Source organism: Marinobacter alkalisoli, from assembly GCF_045449795.1.
Lineage (GTDB): Bacteria > Pseudomonadota > Gammaproteobacteria > Pseudomonadales > Oleiphilaceae > Marinobacter.
Genome location: NZ_JBJJLB010000042.1, coordinates 1 through 20,912 on the forward strand (window position 1 = coordinate 1; position 20,912 = coordinate 20,912).

Genomic DNA, 20,912 nt, shown 5'->3' on the forward strand with positions numbered 1-20,912 from the left:
CCTTCAAGATTCCCGGGAGGCGCTCCTGCCGGCTGACCCCAGACTCTTTGCGGGGATTCTATGAAAGCCAGTGATTGCCTCTTTGATGCTCATCCCGACTGGTTGGCCCATACACTCGCCAACTGCACTAATCCGCTTCCCGAAATCAAAACCCAATTGCCAGATGGCACTCGCGCCCTTCGTCGAGCTACTGGAGTTCTCGAACTCTGCCCTCCGGAAGACCGTCCTAATCCCAACCATGAGGCATTGATCATCTCTGCCGGGGTCCACGGCAATGAAACCGCGCCTATTGAGGTGTTGAACGGTCTGGTGACGGAGTTGCTGAACGGACAATGGGCGCTGGCCTGTCCGGTGCTGCTGATTCTGGGCAATCCGCCAGCGATGGTGTCCGGTGACCGGTTTGTCGATGCGAATATGAACCGGCTGTTTCATGGCGCTCATGGAAAAGATGCTTACCAGGGGTTGCCCGAGGCGGCCCGGGCGCAGTTTCTGGAGGAGGTTTGTCGGCAGTTTGCGACGCTGCATCCCAACAATCTGTTTCACTATGATTTGCATACGGCGATTCGGCCATCCCGGCGGGAGAAGTTTGCGTTGTACCCGTTTGTGACGGGGCGGGAAGCGCCCAAGGCGCAGTGTGATTTTTTGCTGGAGGCCGGGGTTGAGACGTTGCTGCTGCAGCACCGGGAGGGGACGACGTTTTCGTCGTTTTCGTCTTCTGTGCTGAAGGCGGAGAGTTTCACGGTGGAGCTGGGGAAGGTCCGGCCCTTTGGTCAGAATGATCTGAGTCGGTTCACCGGCATTGGCGATGCCCTGCGTCGTCGTATGAGTGGACTACCACCGGTTCCACCCAGGCCGCCTCACGATTACCTGGCCATCTTCGAAGTGGTGCATGAGATCATCAATACTGGCGACAGTTTCCGTTTCCACGTTCCGGATGATGTGTCCAATTTCACCGAGTACGCTCCCGGAACGTTGATCTGGGAGGATGCGGAAACGGAGTATCGGGTGGGGCCTTCGCCGGAGTCGATTGTGTTTCCCAACCGGAATGTGCCGGTGGGGCAGCGGGTCGGGTTGCTGATCAGGCCCCGGCAAACGCTCGGGGCCTGATTCCGCCTGTAGTCGTTTATGCCGGTGCGTTCTCGGGTTCGGCGACCCGGCAGCGGATGACCTTGCTGCAGACCGCGGGTATGACCAGCAGGGTCAGCACGGTGGAGGCCAGCAGGCCGGAGATGATGGCCCAGGCCATAGGCGGCCACAGTGTGGAGCTGGAGAATGCCAGCGGCAGCAGGCCAGCCACAGTGGTCGCGGTGGTCAGCAGGATCGGCCGCGTGCGCTGTTCCACTGCGGTGCGTACTGCCTCACGAATGCCCTCGCCTTTTTCCAGTTGTCGGTCCATCACGTCCAGCAGCACGATGGCGTTGTTCACCACGATGCCCACCAGGGCAATCACCCCAAGCAGCGACTGGAACCCGAACGGCGATCCGGACAGCACCAGGCCGGGGAAGATGCCAACGGTCGCCAGCGGTACGGTCAGCAGGATGATGCCCACGCGGCGGAACGAATTGAACTGGATCAGCAGGAAGAACAGCAACAGCAAGATGCCGATCGGAGCGGTTGTCAGCAGGGCATTGTTGGCATCGTCGGAGCCCTCCGCGTCACCGCCCATATTCAATCGCGTTCCCGGCGGCAGCGGGTTGTCTTCCAGTGCGGCTTCCAGCCCCTGCAGGGCTTGACTGAAGCTGTATCCGGTCAGCAGGTTGGCGGTGACGGTGTTCATTCGCACGCCATTGCGCAGGTAGCGCGCTGCCGGCTCCCAGGACGTTTCCACCGACGTCACTGCCGACAGGGGCACGGCGTCGCCCTGATCGTTGTAGATGTTGATCGACAACAGGCGTGACAGCGACAGGCCGGTACCCTCCCTGGATCGCAGCACCAGGGGGATAGGATCTTCCTCCTGGCGGTACTGCTCTGCGACCACGCCAAAACTCTGCCCATAAAGCCCCTGGGCAACATCAGAACGGTTGATACCGTATCGCGCTGCACTCGCGTCATCCACGTTGATAGCAATGCTGGGTACGCCAATATCCAGATCGTGACGCACGTCCACCGTGCCTTCGACTCGTCGCAAAGCCGAAAATACCCGCTCCACGGCTTCCGCTCTGGTGTCATCGTCAGCATGATAAACCCTGACTTCCACCGGTGCGGCGCGGGGCGGCCCCTGCCCCAGGATACCCACCGACAGGTTCAGCTCCGGCAGATGACTGTTGGCGTATTCGCGGATCCACGGAATCAACTCGGTGGTGTCGGCCAGCGTCGGTGTCGACACCACGGTGCGACCCCGGTTAGGCGCCTGGGGTGAACGTTGCAGGTTGTAATAGAAGCTCGGTCCGGTAAATCCGGTGAAGCGGTGAATCCGCACGGCTTCCGGTCGCTCACGGATGGCCCGCTCAAGATTGGCAGCCACGGCGGAGGTGCGTTCCTGGTCAGTGCCTTCCGGCATATAGAGTTCCACGATCACCTGCGGTCGGTCGGCGTTGGGGAAAAACTGCTGCTTCATAAACGGCGTCAACGCCAGGCTGATAAGCACCAGAACCAGGCCCGCCAGCATCAGCTTCCCGGGCATGCGATAGACCAGTCCACCAAGGAACCGGGCCACTCCCACCAGACGTCCCTGCCCTACGGCTTTGCGAGGCTTGAGGAATCGCGCAGCCAGCAATGGCACGGCGGAAATGGCTAACAGATAGCTGACCGACAGCGTCAGCATGATCATCACCGGGACGCCCCGGGTGAAGTCCGCGGTTCCACCCTTGGACAATAATAACGGCGCAAAGGCCGCCAGCGTGGTCCCGGTGGAGGCGCCGAGGGGGCCGGCCAGCTCACGGACCGATTGTCTGAGGGCATCGAGCCGGCGCATGCCATTATCCAGATACCCCTGGATGCTCTCGACGATCACGATGGCGTTGTCGATCAGGATACCGAGGGAGATCACCATGCCAATTACGGCGATCTGATGCAGCACACCACCGCCCAGGTCATACAGGCCAATACTGATCAACGCCACCATCGGCAGGATGGAGGCCACCAGAATCCCCATGCGGATGCCCATGCCGGTAAATACCACGGCAACGATAATAAGCACGGACAACACCAGGCTCCAGGCAAGATTATCCAGGCGCTGCTCCACCTTGTCGGGCTGGAAAAACATTTCCCGTAACTGGTACGGAGCAAAATCACCACGTATGGCGTCCAGCCGTTCCCTCACCCGCTCACCGAAGCGAATGGCATCGGTGGAGTCTTCTTCCATAATGACGGAAACCAGCACTACCCGCTCACCGTCAAACCAGGTTTCGGGCTGCCGTGGTTCTTCCGGCCCGCGCCACACCTCGGCGGCAGCCGCCAGTGGTACCTGTGAGCCGTCCGGGAGTTCGATGGGGGTCGCGCGTATGGCGTCGATATCCGCAAATTCGCTGTTGGGCAATACCGACATGCGACGGCCATCCACCACGACAAAGCCGCCGGGAATGGTCTGGTTTCGCCGTGACAGGGTTTCCATAACCCGGGCTGGGGAGATACCCAGGCGGAACATGGCGGCGTCGTCCAGGGCCAGGGTGATCTGCTCGTCGGCATCCCCCTCCAGTTCAATCCTGGAAACACCGGGGATGTCCGCCAGGTTCCGCTTCAGGCGTTCAGCCACCTTGCTCAGTTCGGTCACCGAGGTGGAGCCGCCCACCGCCAGCACGATGGCGGGGATATCGATCAAGCGGTCGTCCAGGGACATCTGCCCGACATCATCGGGGAAGTCGAGCCTGGCCCGGTCCATGGCCTGACGCACCCGGTCCCAGGCAGAGTCGGTGTCGTATATGGTGTCGTTCAGGCGAACCTGGACGATGGCGACCCCGGTTCGCGCGGTGGCCTGGGTGAAGTCCACTTCTTCCACCTGCCGCAACTCATCCGCCAGGGGATTCAGCACCAGGCGTTCCACTGCATCCGCACTGGCGCCCGGATAGTTCACGGTCACCATCCCGGCACGATAGGGAAACGACGGATCTTCCTGCCGGGGCATGGTGCTGTAGGCCGCAATGCCCAACAGGCACAGCATGACCACCACCATGCCCAGCAAACGCTGGCAGTTCAGCAAGCGGGAAGCCATCAGTGCACCTCCACGGCGTCACCATCGGTTATCCGTGTCATGCCCGCGTATATGACCTGATCGCCCGGCGCAAGGCCTTCGGCATCCACCACCACGCGTTCGCCGATCACCCGCTGGACACTGATTGGCACGCGGTGCGCAATGCCATCCGCCACTCGAAACACACTGGCACCGCTGGGGGATTTCATGACGGACAACAGGGGAACCGTGGTGGCCACCACCTCGGTCGGGGTGATGCCCACTTCAACCGGTTCTCCCGGCTCCAGGGTATCAGCGGGCAGGCTCACCAGTACCGGGTGCAGCTCGCCCCGCATGCCCCCTGCCTGTGCAATTTCAACAATGGAACCGGTTTCCGGCGCCCGGTTCCGGTCCTGTACCGACCATACCGGTAACAGTTGCCCCAGGCTGACGTGGCTCAGCATGTAGGCCGGCACCCGGACCTCCACTTCCCGCCCTTTGGGGGAAGACAGCCTGATCACTGGCTGGCCGGCAGCTACAAACTCATCCCGCTCAACCAGCACCGCCTCCACCCGACCGTTAAACGGCGCCTTCAGCACACTTTCTTCCAGTAAGCGCGACGCCTCCGCCAGGGAAGCGCGGGCGGTCGCGACACTGGCCCGCAAGCCATCACGGCGGGCAGCGAGCTGCTCAAGGGTCTGTTCGGAAACCACCCCCCGTTCGTGCAAACGGTTGGAACGCTCCCACTCCCGTTTGGCCTGGTCGTACTGGGTATTCAGTTCGTCCAGCCGGGCCCGCGCCGAATCACGGGCCGGCTCCAGGGCCGGGTTATACACCCGCGCCAACAAATCACCCTCGGAGACTTCCTGCCCCAGCTCCACATCGCGCTCACGCAGGGTTCCGCTTACCTGGAACGTCAGGGTGGCTCTCTGGGTGGCACGGATAATCCCGGAAAACCTCAGTGGAATTCCCTCGGTCTGGCCGCCCGCCACTTCCGCCGTTCGAACGGAGACAGCCTGAACAGCGCTCCCGGGTGAAGTTTCCTGGGATTTGCAGCCCGCCATGATCAGCACGACGGCCGCAATCAGAAAAGGTTTGATGATGATTCTATTCGGATTCATGGCCGGCCCTTCCTTCCGTGTTTGTAATGTTTGTCTGCCCCGGAATCCCTGCAAGCAATCGTTGCTATAAGACATAATGTCATTCTTTGACAAATTGTCAATAATCAGTTTTTATCTGTCATAAGGTATGATGACAGTGCAGTTTCCACCGACCGGACACGAGAATGAGCGAGAAGTTGAAAACACGCAGGGAGCGGGAAAAGCAGGCCCGTTACGACGCCATCCTGGATGCCGCTGAGTTGGTATTCTCGGAAAAAGGTTACGACCGCACGTCCATGGACGACATCGCCCGCACTGCCAGCCTGAGCCGGGCGTTGCTGTACGTGTACTTCAAGGACAAGGCGGCAATCCAGCGCAGCATCATATTGCGTGCAGGGGAAAGTCTGTGCCGCCGTTTCGAGCAAGCGCGGGATACCGCCACCACGGGCCTGGCACAGATCACTGCAATGGGTGAGGCCTACTACCAGTTTTACCTGGAAGAACCGGATTATTTTTCAGCACTGACCAAGGCCTCCACCGCCATGACAGAGGCCGATGAACAACAAGCCATGGACATGATGTGCTCGGAATCCGGGTTGATGGAGCTTATGGAAGGGGCCATCCGCCTGGGTCTGGAGGATGGCACCCTGAATCGCGACCGGATTCGCAATCCCGAGCAAACCGCACTGTACCTTCGCGGCGCCCTCCATGGCGTGATCCTGTTGTGTCAGAGTGAAATGGCGGAACGGGAAGGCGACGAATCCCCGCACGCGCCTACGGATTTCTCCGCAGACGCATTGATTCGTCACACGATGGACATGCTGACTTCTTCTATTGCCTCTTAAGAATATTGTCGGATTAGCCGCAGGCGTAATCCGACAAAACAACTCAAATCTGAAAGTCGTAGATGGACCCCAGCCCCAGAATACCGGTCAGTTCGTCCAGGGCCTTGCGGACTTCATCCAGCAGCATCGGGTCCGCCAGATCTTCCGTCGCCAGCTCTTCACGGTAATGGGCTTCGACCCAACTGGTCAGGCGCTCATACAGAGCATCGTTCATCAACACGCCGTGATGCATGGCTTTCAGTTCGTCGTCGTTCAGCGCAACTCGCAAACGCAGGCACGCCGGGCCGCCACCGTTGCGCATGGACTGTTTGACGTCAAACACCTCCACCGAGGTGATCGGGCCATCGCCTTTTATCAGGTCATCCAGATAACGGCTGACAGACGGCACCTCACGGCACTCTCCCGGAACCGCCAGCAACATGCCGTCGTTGGTATTCAGCAACTGGCTGTTGAACAGGTACGATTTCACCGCATCCTCAATGGGCACTTCGGTGCTGCTGACGCGTACTGCCTGCAATTCGGCGCCGGTTAACCGGCTTTGGATATCCGCCAGCACCTGCTCCTCCTCCAGAAAGGCCATTTCGTGGTAGAACAGGGTGTTGGCGTTGCCCACGGCAATCACATCGTTATGGAACACGCCGGCATCAATGGCCGCCGGATTCTGCTGCGCAAAGACCACGTGGCTATCATTCAGGCCGTGCAGGCGGGCAATGGCCCGGGAGGCCTCCAGGGATTGCCGCGCTGGGTACTTCACCGGCGCCGGAGCCTGTTCGTTGAACGCCACCTGACCGTAGACGAACAATTCTACGCCCGGCTCACCGTAACGGCTGCACAGACGGGTATGGTTGGCCGCTCCTTCATCGCCAAAGTGGCTGACCGAAGGCAGGGCCGGATGATGGGCAAACCAGGCATCATCCGCAAAAATGGATTTCAGTACCCTGCCGGTCACCACATGCTCGATGGAACGGTGGAACTTGGCACTCAGGTTGGCCGGCGTGAAGTGCACCCGATGGTCGGAGGTATCGGCGCTGGGTGACACGGTGGCCGCGTTGGCGGTCCACATCGCCGACGCAGACGATGCCGCAGCCAGAATTGAGGGATTCTCCCTGGCAACAGCTTCCAGCACGGCCTTATCTGATCCGGTGAACCCCAGTGCCTTCAGGGTGGGAATGTGGGGCCGCTCGTGGGGAGGCAAAACGCCCTGAACGTACCCCCGGTCCGCCAGCCGCTTCATTTTGGCCAGGCCCTGAAGCGCTGCCTCTTTGGGGTTGGACGCAGCATTCACATTAGACTTGGATGCCACGTTACCCCAGGACAAGCCGGCGTAATTGTGAGTGGGGCCAACCAGACCATCGAAATTGGCTTCTACCGCGTGCTTGGGCATGTGTCAGTCCATCAATCGTTGATTAATCAAAGCTCAACCCGGGCGCCAGGCTGTCCGGTACCTCACTCTTCTTCGCTTCCAGCGAGGCCATGGGCCACGCGCAGTAATCCGCCGCGTAATAGGCGCTGGGGCGATGGTTGCCGCTGGCGCCCACACCTCCGAAAGGCGCCGCGCTGCTGGCGCCGGTCAGCGGGCGGTTCCAGTTGACGATACCGGCCCGCACTTCATCCGCTAACCGCTCATAGAGTTTGCGATCGTCGGTGAGAATACCGGCGGACAGGCCGTAACGGGTATTGTTGGCCAGCTCCAGTGCCTCGTCAAAACTCTTGTAACGATAGACCGTCAACAACGGACCGAAAAACTCCTCGTCACTCACGTCCAGACCAGTCGCATCCAGGATACCAGGAGACAACAGGCCGGTATCAGGCTTGAGCTGCTTCATCTCCAGTAGAGAACGGGCGCCTTTTTCAATCATGTTGCCCTGCGCCGCCAGCAGTTTCTCTGCCGCTTCGGCGGAGATGACGGAACCCATGAACGGCTGCGGTTCGGCATCAAATTCACCCACCTGAATACGGGCGGCGACTTCCGTCAATCGCTCAATAAAGCGATCCCCTTTTGTACCCTTGGGAACCAGCAAGCGACGGGCGCAGGTACAACGCTGCCCCGCCGACAGGAACGCGGACTGCAAAGCATGATGAACAGCACCGTCCATGTCAGCCACATCCTGAACAATCAGTGGGTTGTTGCCCCCCATCTCCAGGGCCAGGATTTTCTCCGGCTGACCTCCGAACTGCTCGTGCAGCAAATGGCCAACCGTGGAACTACCGGTAAAGAACAGGCCATCTATGCCCGGGTGACTGGCCAGAGACTTACCGGTTGCCGCTGCGCCCTGCACCAGATTGATTACTCCGTCCGGCGCGCCTGCGCGCTCCCACATTTTCACCGTAAACTCAGCCACCCCCGGGGTTAACTCGCTGGGCTTGAAGACAACGGTGTTACCGGCCAGCAAGGCAGGCACAATATGGCCATTGGGCAGGTGCCCGGGGAAATTGTAAGGGCCGAAAACCGCCACCACGCCATGGGGCCGATGACGCAACACCGCCTGACCGCCGGCGACTTCGGACTCCGAATGGCCGGTGCGCTCATTGTAAGCTTTCACGGAAATGCCGATCTTGCCGATCATCGCCGCTACTTCCGTGCGGGACTCCCACAGCGGTTTTCCGGTTTCCTGGCCGATCAGGTGAGCCAGTTCTTCCTTGTGCTCCTCCAGCTTCTCTCCGAATGCTTCCACCAGAGCCTTGCGTTCAACGAACGACTTGCGGCGCCACTTTACAAAGGCATTGCGAGCCTCGCGAATGGCTGCATCCACATCCTCCAGGCTGGCGCTTCCACCCTCCCATACAGTGTCCCCGGTAACTGGCTGGATCGACTCGAACTGACGGCCGTGGCCTTGCAGCCATAACCCATCAATAAACAATTCACCTGTCAGGTTTGCCATAACGTGCACCTCCCGGTACTTGAATCTTGAATGTGCTGTCTTTTAACGGGGCGAGACGAACCTGATCTCCGGATTCCACCAGCAGGATGTCCGCAACCTCTCGGGACAAAGTGACAGTATCGGGTCCGATACACTCCGCGGGTATGGTGGTTACCCGAAAGTCCCGGAACGAGACGTTGGACACCATTACCCGCCCTGACTCCGCCACATCCAGGTCCATTGGCTTATGGCTGATCAGCACGTGCCGGCTCACAGTCTCCCTGACGGTGCGGATGTTATGGACAAAGGCCTCCACCACGGGCCCGCCATCGAAAATATCCACCAGGCCGTTAAAGTTGAACCCTTCCGCCTGCAACATTTTCAGAGCCGGCGCAGTGTTGTCGTGAACCCGACCCACCACGGCACGGGCCGCGTCCGGCAGCATCGGTAGGTAAATCGGGTACTTCGGCATCAGCTCCGCGATAAAGGATTTGTTGCCCAGCCCCGACAACATGTCCGCCTCGCTGAACTCCATATCAAAAAACTGGCTGCCCAGGGCATCCCACAGTGGGCTACGCCCCTGCTTGTCCGACACGCCACGCATTTCCGCAAACACCTTTTCCGAAAAATGCTTGTGGAAGCTGTCCAGGTACATGAAGCGACAGCGCGACAACAGCAGCCCATTCCCGCCGCCCCGGTGGCTGTCGGACAGCAACAACGAACAGATTTCAGTGGTGTCGGTCATGTCATTGGAAAGATGCAGCGTGGGTGTGCGCACGTGCACCCCCATCTCCCGCGAGGCGTTGACCGTCACGCTAAGCCGGTAGTTATAGAACACCTCATCCAGTCCCACCCGTGCCTGGATGCCGCTGATACCGACACAGCGCCCGATCTCGGTGTCCTCCAGGGCGAACAGGTACAGGCCCGCTTCGGGGGCACACCGCTGGTTAAAGGTTTCCCTGGCGTGGTTAATCTTGCGCTCGAGCAACGCCCTGTCGGCAGGCAGGGTAGTTAACCCCTTTCCCGCGTTCTGGGCCATGTCGTACAACGCATCCAGATCGGATTCCTGCAACGGACGGATTACCAGCATGGACGCCTCCCTGAACGTGTGAACTTCCGGATGGTCATAGCGGTGCAATCCTCACGTCATCGCCGGAGCTGCACTCCAGGTTTTTCCAGGTTTTCACCGGCACCCTGATTTCCTTCCTGAGGGTTTCCCCGACCGGCGTCAAGGTGCAGCGGAACGTGCCCCCGCGCCCTGCGGAAATCAGACAGGTATCGCCCTCATCATCGTGGTTGGCATGGAGCACGGCGCGATGGCTGGTGACCACGGTTCTGAGGCTGTCCGTACGGGCCTCAAGCACCGGGCCGGCATCGAAGATATCCACGTAGCAACCAGCACTGAAGCCTTCATGCTGCAGCAGTTCGTAGGTAGGCCTGGTGAGTTCATGGGGTTGGCCGAGCGCTTCCTGGGCGGCACTGGACAGCAGGGTGACGTAGACCGGGTTCGGCGGCATCAGCTCCGCAATAAAGGTCTTGCTGAGCAGGCCTGAGTGCTGGTCCGCGGTTTCAAAATCCATGTTGAAGAAATGCCGACCGAGACTGTCCCAGAACGGCACTTCTCCGCTGCTGGTCTGGACACCCTGGATTTCCACCACCATGCGACCGCTGAACCACTCCCGGTGCTCGGCGATAAACATCAGGCGGGCACGGGACAGCAGCTCGAAGGCCTCGGTGCCTCTCAGCGTGGGATCGATGGCGAACGCACACAGCAGTGAGGCGTCCGTCAACGCGTGGGACGGGTACAGCACTTCGACCCGCCGGGAAACCCCCAGTTCGTGGGACGCGTGAATCAGCGCATCCCGGCGGTAGTTGTAGAAAGGCTGACCATTACCGGCTCTGGCATCGATACCGGCCACGCCATGAATTCTGCCGGTGTCAGTGTTCTGAAGCACAAACAGAAAGCGCGCGGACTCGCCAGATCCGCTTTTTCCAGCGAAGGAGCGAACGGAATGTTCAATCTTGGCCGCTAACGCGTCTTCCTGTTTTGGCAGGGTCGACGAAAGCCTGGCCCCCTGCTTGCCGGAGATGCCCAGTACACCTTGCAGGTCATCCATTTTAACCGGACGGACCAACCACATAAGGCCTCCCTTATTAATAGCTGACTGTTTTGCAGGCGGTGTTATTTATCGGTCTTGGTCACCTTCTTTACGGCCGCCTCAAAACGCGCCAGGGCATCCTCGATATCAGATTCCGGAATGATCAGGGACGGCGCCAGCCGAACCACATTGGCGCCGGCAATCAGCACCATCACACCTTCGTCCAGACCCGCGTTCAGGAACTCCTTGGCCTTGCCCTGCCACTTCTCGGTGAGAACGCAGCCCAGCAACAAACCGGCCCCGCGAACTTCGCTGAACACGCCGTAACGCTCGCCAATTTCCATCATGCCTTTACGCAAGTGCTCGGAGCGGGCTTTGACGCCTTTGAGAATCTCCGGCTGGCTGACAGTGTCGATGACCTTCTGGGCAACGGCACAGGCAAGTGCATTGCCGCCGTAGGTGCTGCCATGGGTGCCGACACCCAGGCTCGCGGCCACTTTGGCGGTGGTCAGCATCGCCGCCACCGGGAACCCGCCGCCCAGGCCCTTGGCGCTGGACAGGATGTCGGGAATCACGTCATACATTTCATAGGCATAGAGGTAACCGGTACGGCCGACACCACTCTGCACTTCATCGAATACCAGCAGAGCATCGTTCTCGTCACAGAGCTGGCGCAGGCCTTTCAGGAACTCGGGGTCTGCAGGCATAACACCACCCTCACCCTGGATCGGCTCCACCACGATGGCGCAGGTTTTCTCCTTGGAGATCAGCTCGCGGACCGATTCCAGATCATTAAACGTGGCATGCTGAATACCACCGGGTGCCGGTTCGAATCCTTCCCGGTATTTCGGCTGACCACCCACGCTGACCGTAAATAGGGTGCGGCCATGGAAGGAACTGGTGAAAGAGATGATCTCGTTCTTTTCAGGACCGAAATGTTCCCAGGCATAACGACGGGCGAGCTTGAACGCAGCCTCGTTGGCCTCCCCGCCGGAATTGGCGAAAAACACCCGCTCGGCAAAGGTCAGATCACACAGGGTTTTGGCCAGGCGAAGAGCGGGCTCGTTGGTCATGACGTTGGACAGGTGCCAGAGCTTCTCGGCCTGATCCGTCAATGCACCCACCAGCCCGGGGTGGGAATGGCCAAGGCAGGTCACAGCAATGCCGCCCTGAAGATCCACGAATTCACGGCCTTCCTGATCCCAGATACGGGAGCCTTCCCCGCGCACCGGAATAATCGAGCCGGGAGCGTAATTGGGTACCATGACTTCATCAAACAGTTCGCGACTGACGGGTTCTCTGTTCATCGGGTCGGGTTCTCTCTAAAACGGTTCAAAGATAGAAAGCTGTATTTATCATACGCCACTCAGGGCATGAGCACATCCGCCCGGGCAACACCTGACTGTTACCTACTCCTCTCCCACGTGTCAGAAAATAATATCAATTCCGGCGATCCGATCACGATCCGTGACTTCCAACTGACGCCCCCGACATCAGGGGAAGCGAGCGTTATAGCACTCAGATCAGTACTTTTGGAGGTCATAATGCAACGTTACTCTGAACTGCGAATCGCAGATGCCTGTAAAGCAACGAATTACGTGTATAGACATTCGTCTAATTAATGACCAAATTTATTTGAAATGTCACAGATTCGTAACTACTTTGAAGTGGGTCCAACAAAAATAATGTGTGGAGACAACAACGATGCAAAGCAACAAACTGAGAATGGCAATTCGTGCAACGGCAGCAGCAGCGGTATTGGGGGTAGCTGGACAAGCCGGAGCAGTCAGTTTCAACGCTGGCGACTACGAAATGAGCGTATACGGCTACGGTCGTCTTAACGCTTCCTACGACATTGACAGCGATCAGTCACTGAGCACGCGTTCCGGCTCATACGCTGGCCTCGCCAACAATGATGATGCAGCAGACGGCCACTTCGGCGCGGACGCCTTCCAGAGCCGTATCGGCGTAACTACCATGACACCTCAGGGTGTCAAGATTAACGTTGAAGGTGACTTCCGCGGCAGCGGTGGCGGTTCACTGCGCCTTCGTCATGCCTATGGTGAATACAACGGCGTGCTGATGGGTCAGACCTGGTCCAACTTCGGCAGCTTCGTTGGTAACACCTCAACCCTGGACTTCGACTCCCTGCCCGGCCTCGCCGGCTTCCAGGCTCGTAGCGCCCAGGCACGTTACACCTCAGGTCCGCTCTCCGTTTCCCTGGAAGAGCCGAATAGCTCTTTCCTCTCAGAAGCGGCTAACACTGCTCAAAAGGACAGCTTGCCAGCGCTCACAGCTCGCCTGCAGGATTCAGCCGATGGCCTGTCCTACTCAGCGGCCGTTCTGGCTCACCAGGTAGGCTATGACACCGGTGACGATGACGAGAGCACTGTTGGTTTTGCTACCTTTGTTGCGGCCAAAATGGCGCTGTCAGACATGATCACCATCCAGGGTACCGTCAGCTACTCAGATGGTGCCAACAGCTATCTGTATCGCTCAGGTGAGAACTTCGGTGCCGCAAGCGCCTACGTGGATGGAAGTGGCGATGTAGAGTCCATTTCCGGTTACGGCGGCTCTGTCGGTGCCGGCTTCAACCTCGGCGGCGGCCGCAGCATCAACATTGGCTACGGTATCGTTGAAGTGGATTGGGATGATGCCGAAGATGATCTCGGTGCCGCTGCAGTAGCCGGCGAGAGCGAAACCAACTCAGCCGTTATGGCCAACTACCAGTGGACTCCGGTACAGAACGTCATGATGGGCGTTGAATACCAGTTCCTGCAGCGTGAAAACGTCAACGGCGACGACGGCGATGCCAACCGCCTCCTGTTCGCTGCCCAGTACAACTTCTAAGTTCCTTTAGAAGTTAACTCAGGAGAAACCCCGGCCCAGCGCCGGGGTTTCTTTTGGGCGCCCCATCCAGGATCAACCGCACCAAACCGCAGCATCCCCCGCAGCCCTTCCTTCAGCGATAAACCCAATTTTCCCTTCTATTCAGCAGCCTGCAAGCACTCTTGTCTTTTGGCATATCTGATGCAGGTACATCTATTGAAGTCAGAGTGACGGACCACACTCCGCCACTGTTTTAATCCAACAGAGGTGACACCATGAAAACATCAACCGACTACAGCCTGCTCTTCGAACTGACCCACCCCTTCGAAGCCGCCGTCATACAGGATCTCCGCGACTACTTCGAAGGAATGTACTTCGCAAATTAAAAGGACTCCCCTCCCAAGGTCTTCAGGGTGTGGGTGGGGGTGTCTGGCAAAAAACACCGCCTGTCTGAGCGCAGCGAGTTCAAGCGGAGTTTTTTGCAAGACACCCCCACCCGCGCCCTACCACCAAAGAAAGGCTTACTCCCCGGCCCGCAACCGAGTCCGAACCCCACGCGAAGCCATCACCCCAATCACCTCCATCAAAGAAAGCACCCCCCGATCATGGGTACGCGGCGCCTTGCCCTTCCCCATACGGCCAAGCTGCCGGGTATACCAACTCACTTCCATCAACGCCATATCGTCAATCAAACGAATACCCGTCCTGATCGGCTTCACCGCACTGGTAAACGACTCACCAGCCATAATCCGCTTCGGACAATCCGGCTCCACCGCCAGCGGACGCGCGATACCCACCAGGTCCGTAGCACCAGAGGCAATGGCATCCGCCATCCCCGTTTCCGTACGGAACCCACCGGTCACCATCAACGGAACATCCACCCGCTCTCGCACCTTCTCGGCAAACTCCAGGAAATACGCCTCCCGCGCCAACGTGCTCTCTTTCACCTCACCGCCTTCAGCGCCCTTGGCCATCGCCGGATTCTCATAATTCCCCCCGGAGATCTCCACCAGATCAATCCCCTGATCCGCCAGCACCTCAATCACCGCCAGGGATTCTTCCTCGGTAAAACCACCCCGCTGGAAATCCGCCGAATTCAGCTTAATGCCCACATTAAAGCCTTCCCCGGTCACCTCCCGAATCGCCTTATACACTTCCAGCACAAAGCGCATCCGATTCTCAGCCGAGCCACCCCACTCATCCGTCCGCTGATTGTGATGAGGCGACAAAAACTGACTCACCAGATACCCATGGGCACCGTGAATCTGCACCCCACTGAAACCCGCCTTCTCCGCAATCGCCGCACTTTTCGCGAAGCGCCGGATAATGTCCTCAATCTCCGGCCCGGTCAGCGCCCTGGGGGTTGCAAACATACTCCGCATTTCTTTGCGAAACGGCACAGCACTGGGAGACACCGGATCCCGGTTCAGCATCTTCGGACTCTGCTTGCCCGGATGGTTCAGCTGCATCCAGATCTGATTACCCCCAACCTTCCCGGCCTCCGCCCAAGCCTTCAGCAACGCCAGATCCCGCTCATCCTCCAGCACCACATTCTGCGGCTCGCCAATGTGCCGGCGATCCACCATCACGTTTCCGGTAATCGACAGCCCGGTACCGCCCTCGGCCCAGGTGCGGTACAGCGTCACCAGATCCTGGGTGACCCGGTTATCAATGGTGCCCAGGGTCTCGCTCATGGCGGACTTGGCAAAGCGATTGGGAATAACGGAGCCGTTCTTGAGGGTAAGCGATTGCGAAACGATGTCGGCGGGTTTCATGGAGGCCTCTGTAGTAACCATTCGGATGACTGTAGAGGCGATGTTGGATAGTAATCAGGGTTAGAGCATTGGCCCTTATGACAGCGTGGGCGTGTAGTTGCGAACTGTTTCCAGAACTCTGGGAGCCAGGCCGGTGAGGCACTGTTGAAATAACTCGTGGTAAAAACGAGAGAGGCGGGTAATACGCTTCAGGACTGTTGAGGGCCATGGACGGCCCGAAACAAGCGCACATGGATGTGCTCGTAGCGTGTCCTGAAGCGTATTACCCGCCTCTCGCCGCCCCACAACTCACAGGCTGGGGGCGGATCTCCCTGCTTTCAAAGCAACAGGGACCGAATATCCCCAAGAAGCTGACTCAGCAGCGTCGTGAACCGCGCCGCGTCTGCCCCGTTCACCGCACGGTGATCGTAGGACAGCGACAGCGGCAACATCAGCCGCGGCTGGAAATCCTTGCCATCCCAGACCGGCTTCATCGCCGCCTTGGACACCCCAAGAATCGCCACCTCCGGCGTATTCACAATCGGCGTAAACGCCGTACCACCGATACCACCCAGACTGGTAATGGTAAAGCAGGCACCCTGCATCTCCGCCGGCTTCAGCTGCTTGTCCCGGGCCTTCTGGGCCAGATCCGCACTTTCCGCGGCCAGCTCCCAGAGCCCCTTCTTGTCCACATCGCGGATCACCGGCACCATCAGCCCGTGAGGCGTATCCACCGCAATCCCGATATGAATGTACTGCTTACGGATGACCTCCTTGCGCTCCATGTCCAGCGACACATTGAACTGCGGCAGCTCCGCCAGCGCCGTGGCACAGGCCTTCAGCAGGAACGGAAGCGGCGTCATCTTCACACCCTTCTTCTCGCCGGCCGCTTTCTGCGCCTTGCGGAAGTCTTCCATGTCAGTGATGTCCGCATCCTCGAACTGGGTGACATGGGGCACGTTCAGCCAGCTACGCTGCATGTTGTTGGCCGTAGCGAACATCACGCGCGACATGGATTCACGCTCGATGTCACCGAACTGGCTGAAGTCCGGCAGTTTCACGCCGGGAATGCCGGCACCACCGCCGCCTGCCACCGTGCTGCCCTGCTGCGTCTGCTGCAGCTGGCTCTTCACATAGGCCTGCACGTCATCTTTCAGGATGCGGTTTTTCGGGCCAGAACCCTTGATGCGGGTCAGGTCCGCGCCGAATTCGCGGGCCAGCTTGCGCACCGCCGGGCCGGCGTGAACCTTGGCGCCGGGTGTGGGCGGCTCGTAAGTCGCAGAAGCCGGCTCAGACTTCGGTTCCTCACTCTTGCCTTTCGACCCGGCTTTGCTTTCCTGCTTGTCGCCGCCGGAAGACTCTGCCGGTTCAGAAGACGCTTCCTCCTCGCCGCCCTCTTCACTGCCTTCTTCCACAACGGTCATTTCGACCAGGTCATTGCCTTCGGAAAGCTTGTCGCCTTCCTTCACCAGAATCTTCCCGATCTTGCCGGCAAAGGGAGACGGGATCTCCATAGTGGCCTTGTCAGACTCCACGGTAACCAGCGGATCATCCGCCTCAACCTCATCGCCCTCGCTGACGTTGATCTCGATCACCGGTACGTTATCGAAGCCATCCAGAGCCGGAACCTGAACGGTTTCCTTGCGGGAACCGCCGGATTTCTTCGGTGCCGGCTTTGCCTCTTCCGCTTTGTCTTCCGACTTGGCTTCGGCTTTTTCGTCCTTGCCGGAGCTGGCTTCTTCACCTGCGTCTTTATCGTCATCCGAACCACCGGCGTCGCCGCTGGCTTCCATCATGCCGACAACGTCGCCTTCCTTGACTTTGTCACCCACCTTGACGGTGATTTTGGTGATCTTGCCGGCACCGGGCGACGGCAATTCAACAGACGCCTTGTCAGACTCTACCGTCAGTATCGGATCTTCTTCCTCAACCGAATCCCCCTGGCTGACGAGAACTTCAATAACCTCGACCTCGTCTGCACCGCCGAGATCCGGAACCTTGATTTCCTGTTCACTCATGGCGGTCTCCTTAGCTCAGCACCGGGTTCGTTTTGTTGCGATCGATTCCGTACTTGCGCATGGCTTCGAGAACCACGTCCTCCTTGATCTCACCATCCCGTGCCAGAGCCGACAGCGCGGTAACCGCCACGTAATAGCGATCCACTTCGAAGTGACTCCGCAGTTTCTCGCGGGTGTCGCTGCGACCAAAACCGTCGGTACCCAGGGTCAGGTAGGTTTTGGGAATATAGGCACGCACCTGCTCGGACAACAGTTTGATGTAATCCGTGGACGACACCACCGGCCCCTGCTGTTTCTCCAGGCACTGGGTGATGTAGGCCTTCTTGGGCGTGTCATCCGGGTGCAGGCGGTTCCAGCGCTCAATGTGCAGACCCTCGCGGGCCAGTTCGTTAAAGCTGGTCACGCTCCAGACATCGCTGGCTACGCCAAAGTCTTCCTTCAGCAGTTCAGCAGCGGCACGCACCTCGTTGAGAATGGCGCCTGAGCCCAGCAACTGAACCCGCGGGGTTTTCTTGCGCCCTTTGGTTTCAACGGAATCCAGCAGGTACATACCTTTGATGATCCCGTCTTCCACCTTCTTGCCTTTCGGCATGGCCGGCTGTTCGTAGTTTTCGTTCTCGATGGTCAGGTAGTAGAAGACATTCTGGTTGTCCTCAAACATCTCCTTGATGCCATGCTGGATAACCACGGCCATCTCGTACCCGTAGGCCGGGTCGTAAGCCTTACAGCTGGGAATGGTCTGCGCCAGGATGTGGCTGTGGCCGTCCTGATGCTGCAGGCCTTCACCGTTGAGCGTGGTGCGCCCGGCGGTACCACCAACCAGGAAGCCACGGGCCTGAATATCGCCAGACGCCCAGGCCAGATCGCCCACACGCTGGAAGCCGAACATGGAGTAGAAGATGTAGAACGGCACCAGCGGGAAGTTGTTGGTGCTGTAGGAGGTCGCTGCCGCCATCCAGGCCGCCATGGAACCATCCTCGTTGATCCCCTCTTCAAGGATCTGACCTTTCTTGTCTTCCTTGTAGTACATGATCTGGTCACGATCTTCCGGCACATACTTCTGGCCTTCCGACGTGTAGATACCCAACTGGCGGAACATGCCTTCCATACCAAAGGTGCGGGCTTCGTCCGGCACAATCGGGACCACCCGCTTGCCAATGCGCTTGTCCTTGGTCAGGGCCGTCAGCAGGCGCACAAAGGCCATGGTGGTGGAGATTTCACGGCCATTGGAGCCATCCAGCAATGCCTTGAAGGTGTCCAGCGGCGGCGTCTGCAGTGGCTGGCAGTCCTTGCGGCGCTTGGGATAGAAACCACCCAGTTCCTGTCGGCGCTTGTTCATGTAGACAATTTCCGGGCTATCCGGCGCCGGACGATAGTACGGCACTTCCTTGAGCTCTTCGTCCTTAAGCGGCACGGCAAACCGATCACGGAAGGCCTTGAGCTGCTCGATATCCAGCTTTTTCAGGGAGTGCGCGGTGTTCTGTGCCTCACCGGCGGAACCGAAACCATAACCTTTGATGGTATGGGCGAGGATCACCGTGGGCCGTCCGCCATTGTTGTGAATGGCGTGATGGTAGGCCGCGTATACCTTATAGGGATCGTGGCCACCGCGGTTGAGCTTGTTGATGTCCTCGTCGGTGAGGTTTTCCACCAGCTTGGACAGCTCCGGATACTTACCAAAGAAGTGTTTGCGGGTATAGGCCGGACCGTTGCTCTTGAAGTTCTGCAGGTCACCGTCCACGGCTTCATCCATCACCCGCTGCATCAGGCCGTCCTCGTCCTTCTCGAACAACGGATCCCACATACGGCCCCAGACCACTTTCAGCACGTTCCAGCCAGCACCACGGAACACGCCTTCCAGCTCCTGGATAATCTTGCCGTTGCCCCGCACCGGACCGTCCAGACGCTGCAGGTTGCAGTTAACAACAAATATCAGGTTGCTCAGGTTCTCACGGCCGGCCATGGAAATGGAGCCCAGGGTTTCCGGCTCGTCGCACTCGCCGTCACCGATAAAGCACCACACCTTGCGGTCGCCCATATCGATCAGCTCGCGGCTGTGCAGGTACTTCATCACGTGGGCCTGGTAGATGGCCTGAATCGGGCCAAGGCCCATGGATACCGTGGGGAACTGCCAGTAATCCGGCATCAGCCAGGGGTGCGGGTAGGAGGACAAGCCATTGCCATCCACTTCTTCCCGATACTTGTCCAGCTGTGCTTCGTCAAAGCGGCCTTCCAGGTAGGAACGGGCGTAAATACCCGGCGCCGAATGCCCCTGGAAATACACCAGGTCCGACTCCCGTTTTTCATCACCGCCGTGGAAGAAGTAGTTAAAGCCGACATCGTACAGCGTGGCCGCCGAGGAGAAAGAGGACACATGCCCGCCCAGCTCACCCGGGCGCTGATTGGCTCGAAGCACCATGGCCATGGCATTCCAGCGGATCAGTGAACGAATACGGCGCTCCATAAACAGATCCCCAGGCATGCGAACTTCCTGGGTTACGGGGATGGAGTTACGGAATGGCGTGGTGATCGAATACGGTAGCTCGGTGCCGTCGCGGCTGGCTCGTTCGGAGAGCCTTTCCAGAATATACTTGGCGCGGTCCACGCCTTCCTGTTCAATAAGAGATTCCAGTGCATCAAGCCATTCACTGGTCTCGATGGGATCATCGTCCTGGTACATCAAACCCTCCCCTTGGCATCAAAAAGGCCGCTCGGGCCACGATCAGCGGCCTGGCGCCTGCGGTGTTATTCGCTGCGGTGTATTGCAGAACCTGTTGTTTTGGTTATTTCCGCCTGACTAGTGTCATCAAGCATAGAACAGCTTGGCCAACTTTACTGCCCGGACGCCTTTGTAGTAGCGGCTTTTGGCCAAAAGGTATGAGCCCGGCCTGAAACTGCTCAGATTTCGCTCGTCATTATGTAGTTTTTTTACTACAAAACCAGATAGACATGCAACATTAAAGGCTATTTAAGGATTACCAAAACCTTTTCTTGCGATTACTTACGTAATAATGACGGGTTTTCGAGCATCAAACAACCAAGTCTAGACCAAGGTCGTAGTATTCCTATCAGGGGGTAACCTATCCTTATCACGCTAAAAGAATCACCAGCCTGACATTAATGACTTTTCGCCTCACTTCGATGACTTTCCACGAATTTCCCAGAAATTACTTAACAATCCCCGCCATTAGGCCAGGATTTTTTAATTAGACCTGAAAATAAATATCGATTTATGTATACTTGCCTGCCCGTTTTTTAACCAGAGGAGCGTTGGCAACGCCCATCCTCCTGACATTGG

The 20,912-nt window shown here is 58.6% G+C and carries 13 protein-coding genes; 3 read left to right on the top strand and 10 right to left on the bottom strand.

What is annotated here, in order from left to right; genetic code table 11:
* Window positions 1-60 precede the first annotated feature (60 nt).
* A complete protein-coding gene (astE, locus tag ACJO3M_RS17210) occupies window positions 61-1,107 on the top strand; it encodes a succinylglutamate desuccinylase (RefSeq protein ID WP_407002619.1) in 1,047 nt (348 codons plus the stop codon).
* A 16-nt stretch (window positions 1,108-1,123) separates the two neighbouring features.
* Here the strand turns inward: astE and ACJO3M_RS17215 are convergent, their stop codons facing one another.
* Together ACJO3M_RS17215 and ACJO3M_RS17220 are read right to left on the bottom strand one after the other, a co-directional pair.
* Window positions 1,124-4,150 carry an efflux RND transporter permease subunit gene (locus ACJO3M_RS17215; protein ID WP_407002620.1) on the bottom strand — a complete coding sequence of 1,009 codons (3,027 nt, stop codon included), beginning with the start codon at window positions 4,148-4,150 and terminating at the stop codon, window positions 1,124-1,126.
* Window positions 4,150-5,229 (bottom strand): efflux RND transporter periplasmic adaptor subunit, encoded by a 1,080-nt coding sequence (locus tag ACJO3M_RS17220; RefSeq protein WP_407002621.1) that lies wholly within the window; start codon window positions 5,227-5,229, stop codon window positions 4,150-4,152. Before ACJO3M_RS17220 ends, ACJO3M_RS17215 begins: the two co-directional genes overlap by 1 nt.
* A gap of 164 nt (window positions 5,230-5,393) precedes the next feature.
* Here ACJO3M_RS17220 and ACJO3M_RS17225 point away from each other — a divergent pair, with 164 nt between their 5' ends.
* A complete protein-coding gene (locus tag ACJO3M_RS17225; protein ID WP_407002622.1) occupies window positions 5,394-6,053 on the top strand; it encodes a TetR/AcrR family transcriptional regulator in 660 nt (219 codons plus the stop codon).
* 43 nt (window positions 6,054-6,096) lie between these two features.
* On the opposite strand, the gene astB is transcribed toward ACJO3M_RS17225, so the two are convergent.
* The 5 genes from astB to ACJO3M_RS17250 are packed head-to-tail and all read right to left on the bottom strand — an operon-like array spanning window position 6,097 to window position 12,320.
* A complete protein-coding gene (astB, locus tag ACJO3M_RS17230) occupies window positions 6,097-7,437 on the bottom strand; it encodes an N-succinylarginine dihydrolase (protein ID WP_407002623.1) in 1,341 nt (446 codons plus the stop codon).
* Between the two features lie 22 nt (window positions 7,438-7,459).
* Window positions 7,460-8,935 (bottom strand): succinylglutamate-semialdehyde dehydrogenase, encoded by a 1,476-nt coding sequence (gene astD / locus ACJO3M_RS17235; RefSeq protein WP_407002624.1) that lies wholly within the window; start codon window positions 8,933-8,935, stop codon window positions 7,460-7,462.
* Window positions 8,916-10,004: an arginine N-succinyltransferase gene (gene astA / locus ACJO3M_RS17240; RefSeq protein ID WP_407002625.1), complete on the bottom strand. Its 1,089-nt coding sequence runs from the start codon at window positions 10,002-10,004 to the stop codon at window positions 8,916-8,918. The genes astD and astA (ACJO3M_RS17240) overlap by 20 nt, the downstream gene beginning before the upstream one ends.
* A gap of 34 nt (window positions 10,005-10,038) precedes the next feature.
* On the bottom strand, window positions 10,039-11,055 hold the full coding sequence (astA, locus tag ACJO3M_RS17245) for an arginine N-succinyltransferase (protein ID WP_407002626.1): 1,017 nt from the start codon (window positions 11,053-11,055) through the stop codon (window positions 10,039-10,041).
* Window positions 11,056-11,096: 41 nt separating this feature from the next.
* A complete protein-coding gene (locus ACJO3M_RS17250) occupies window positions 11,097-12,320 on the bottom strand; it encodes an aspartate aminotransferase family protein (RefSeq protein ID WP_407002628.1) in 1,224 nt (407 codons plus the stop codon).
* A 397-nt stretch (window positions 12,321-12,717) separates the two neighbouring features.
* On the opposite strand from ACJO3M_RS17250, the gene ACJO3M_RS17255 reads away from it, so the two are divergent.
* Complete coding sequence (locus tag ACJO3M_RS17255; RefSeq protein ID WP_407002629.1) at window positions 12,718-13,863, top strand: DcaP family trimeric outer membrane transporter; 1,146 nt, start codon at window positions 12,718-12,720, stop codon at window positions 13,861-13,863.
* A gap of 500 nt (window positions 13,864-14,363) precedes the next feature.
* On the opposite strand, the gene ACJO3M_RS17260 is transcribed toward ACJO3M_RS17255, so the two are convergent.
* The 3 genes from ACJO3M_RS17260 to aceE form a co-directional block, all read right to left on the bottom strand.
* Window positions 14,364-15,617: an NADH:flavin oxidoreductase/NADH oxidase family protein gene (locus ACJO3M_RS17260; protein WP_407002630.1), complete on the bottom strand. Its 1,254-nt coding sequence runs from the start codon at window positions 15,615-15,617 to the stop codon at window positions 14,364-14,366.
* 317 nt (window positions 15,618-15,934) lie between these two features.
* Window positions 15,935-17,614, bottom strand: a complete 1,680-nt coding sequence (gene aceF / locus ACJO3M_RS17265; protein WP_407002631.1) for a dihydrolipoyllysine-residue acetyltransferase — start codon at window positions 17,612-17,614, stop codon at window positions 15,935-15,937.
* A 10-nt stretch (window positions 17,615-17,624) separates the two neighbouring features.
* Window positions 17,625-20,294 carry a pyruvate dehydrogenase (acetyl-transferring), homodimeric type gene (gene aceE / locus ACJO3M_RS17270; protein WP_407002633.1) on the bottom strand — a complete coding sequence of 890 codons (2,670 nt, stop codon included), beginning with the start codon at window positions 20,292-20,294 and terminating at the stop codon, window positions 17,625-17,627.
* Window positions 20,295-20,912: the final 618 nt, after the last annotated feature.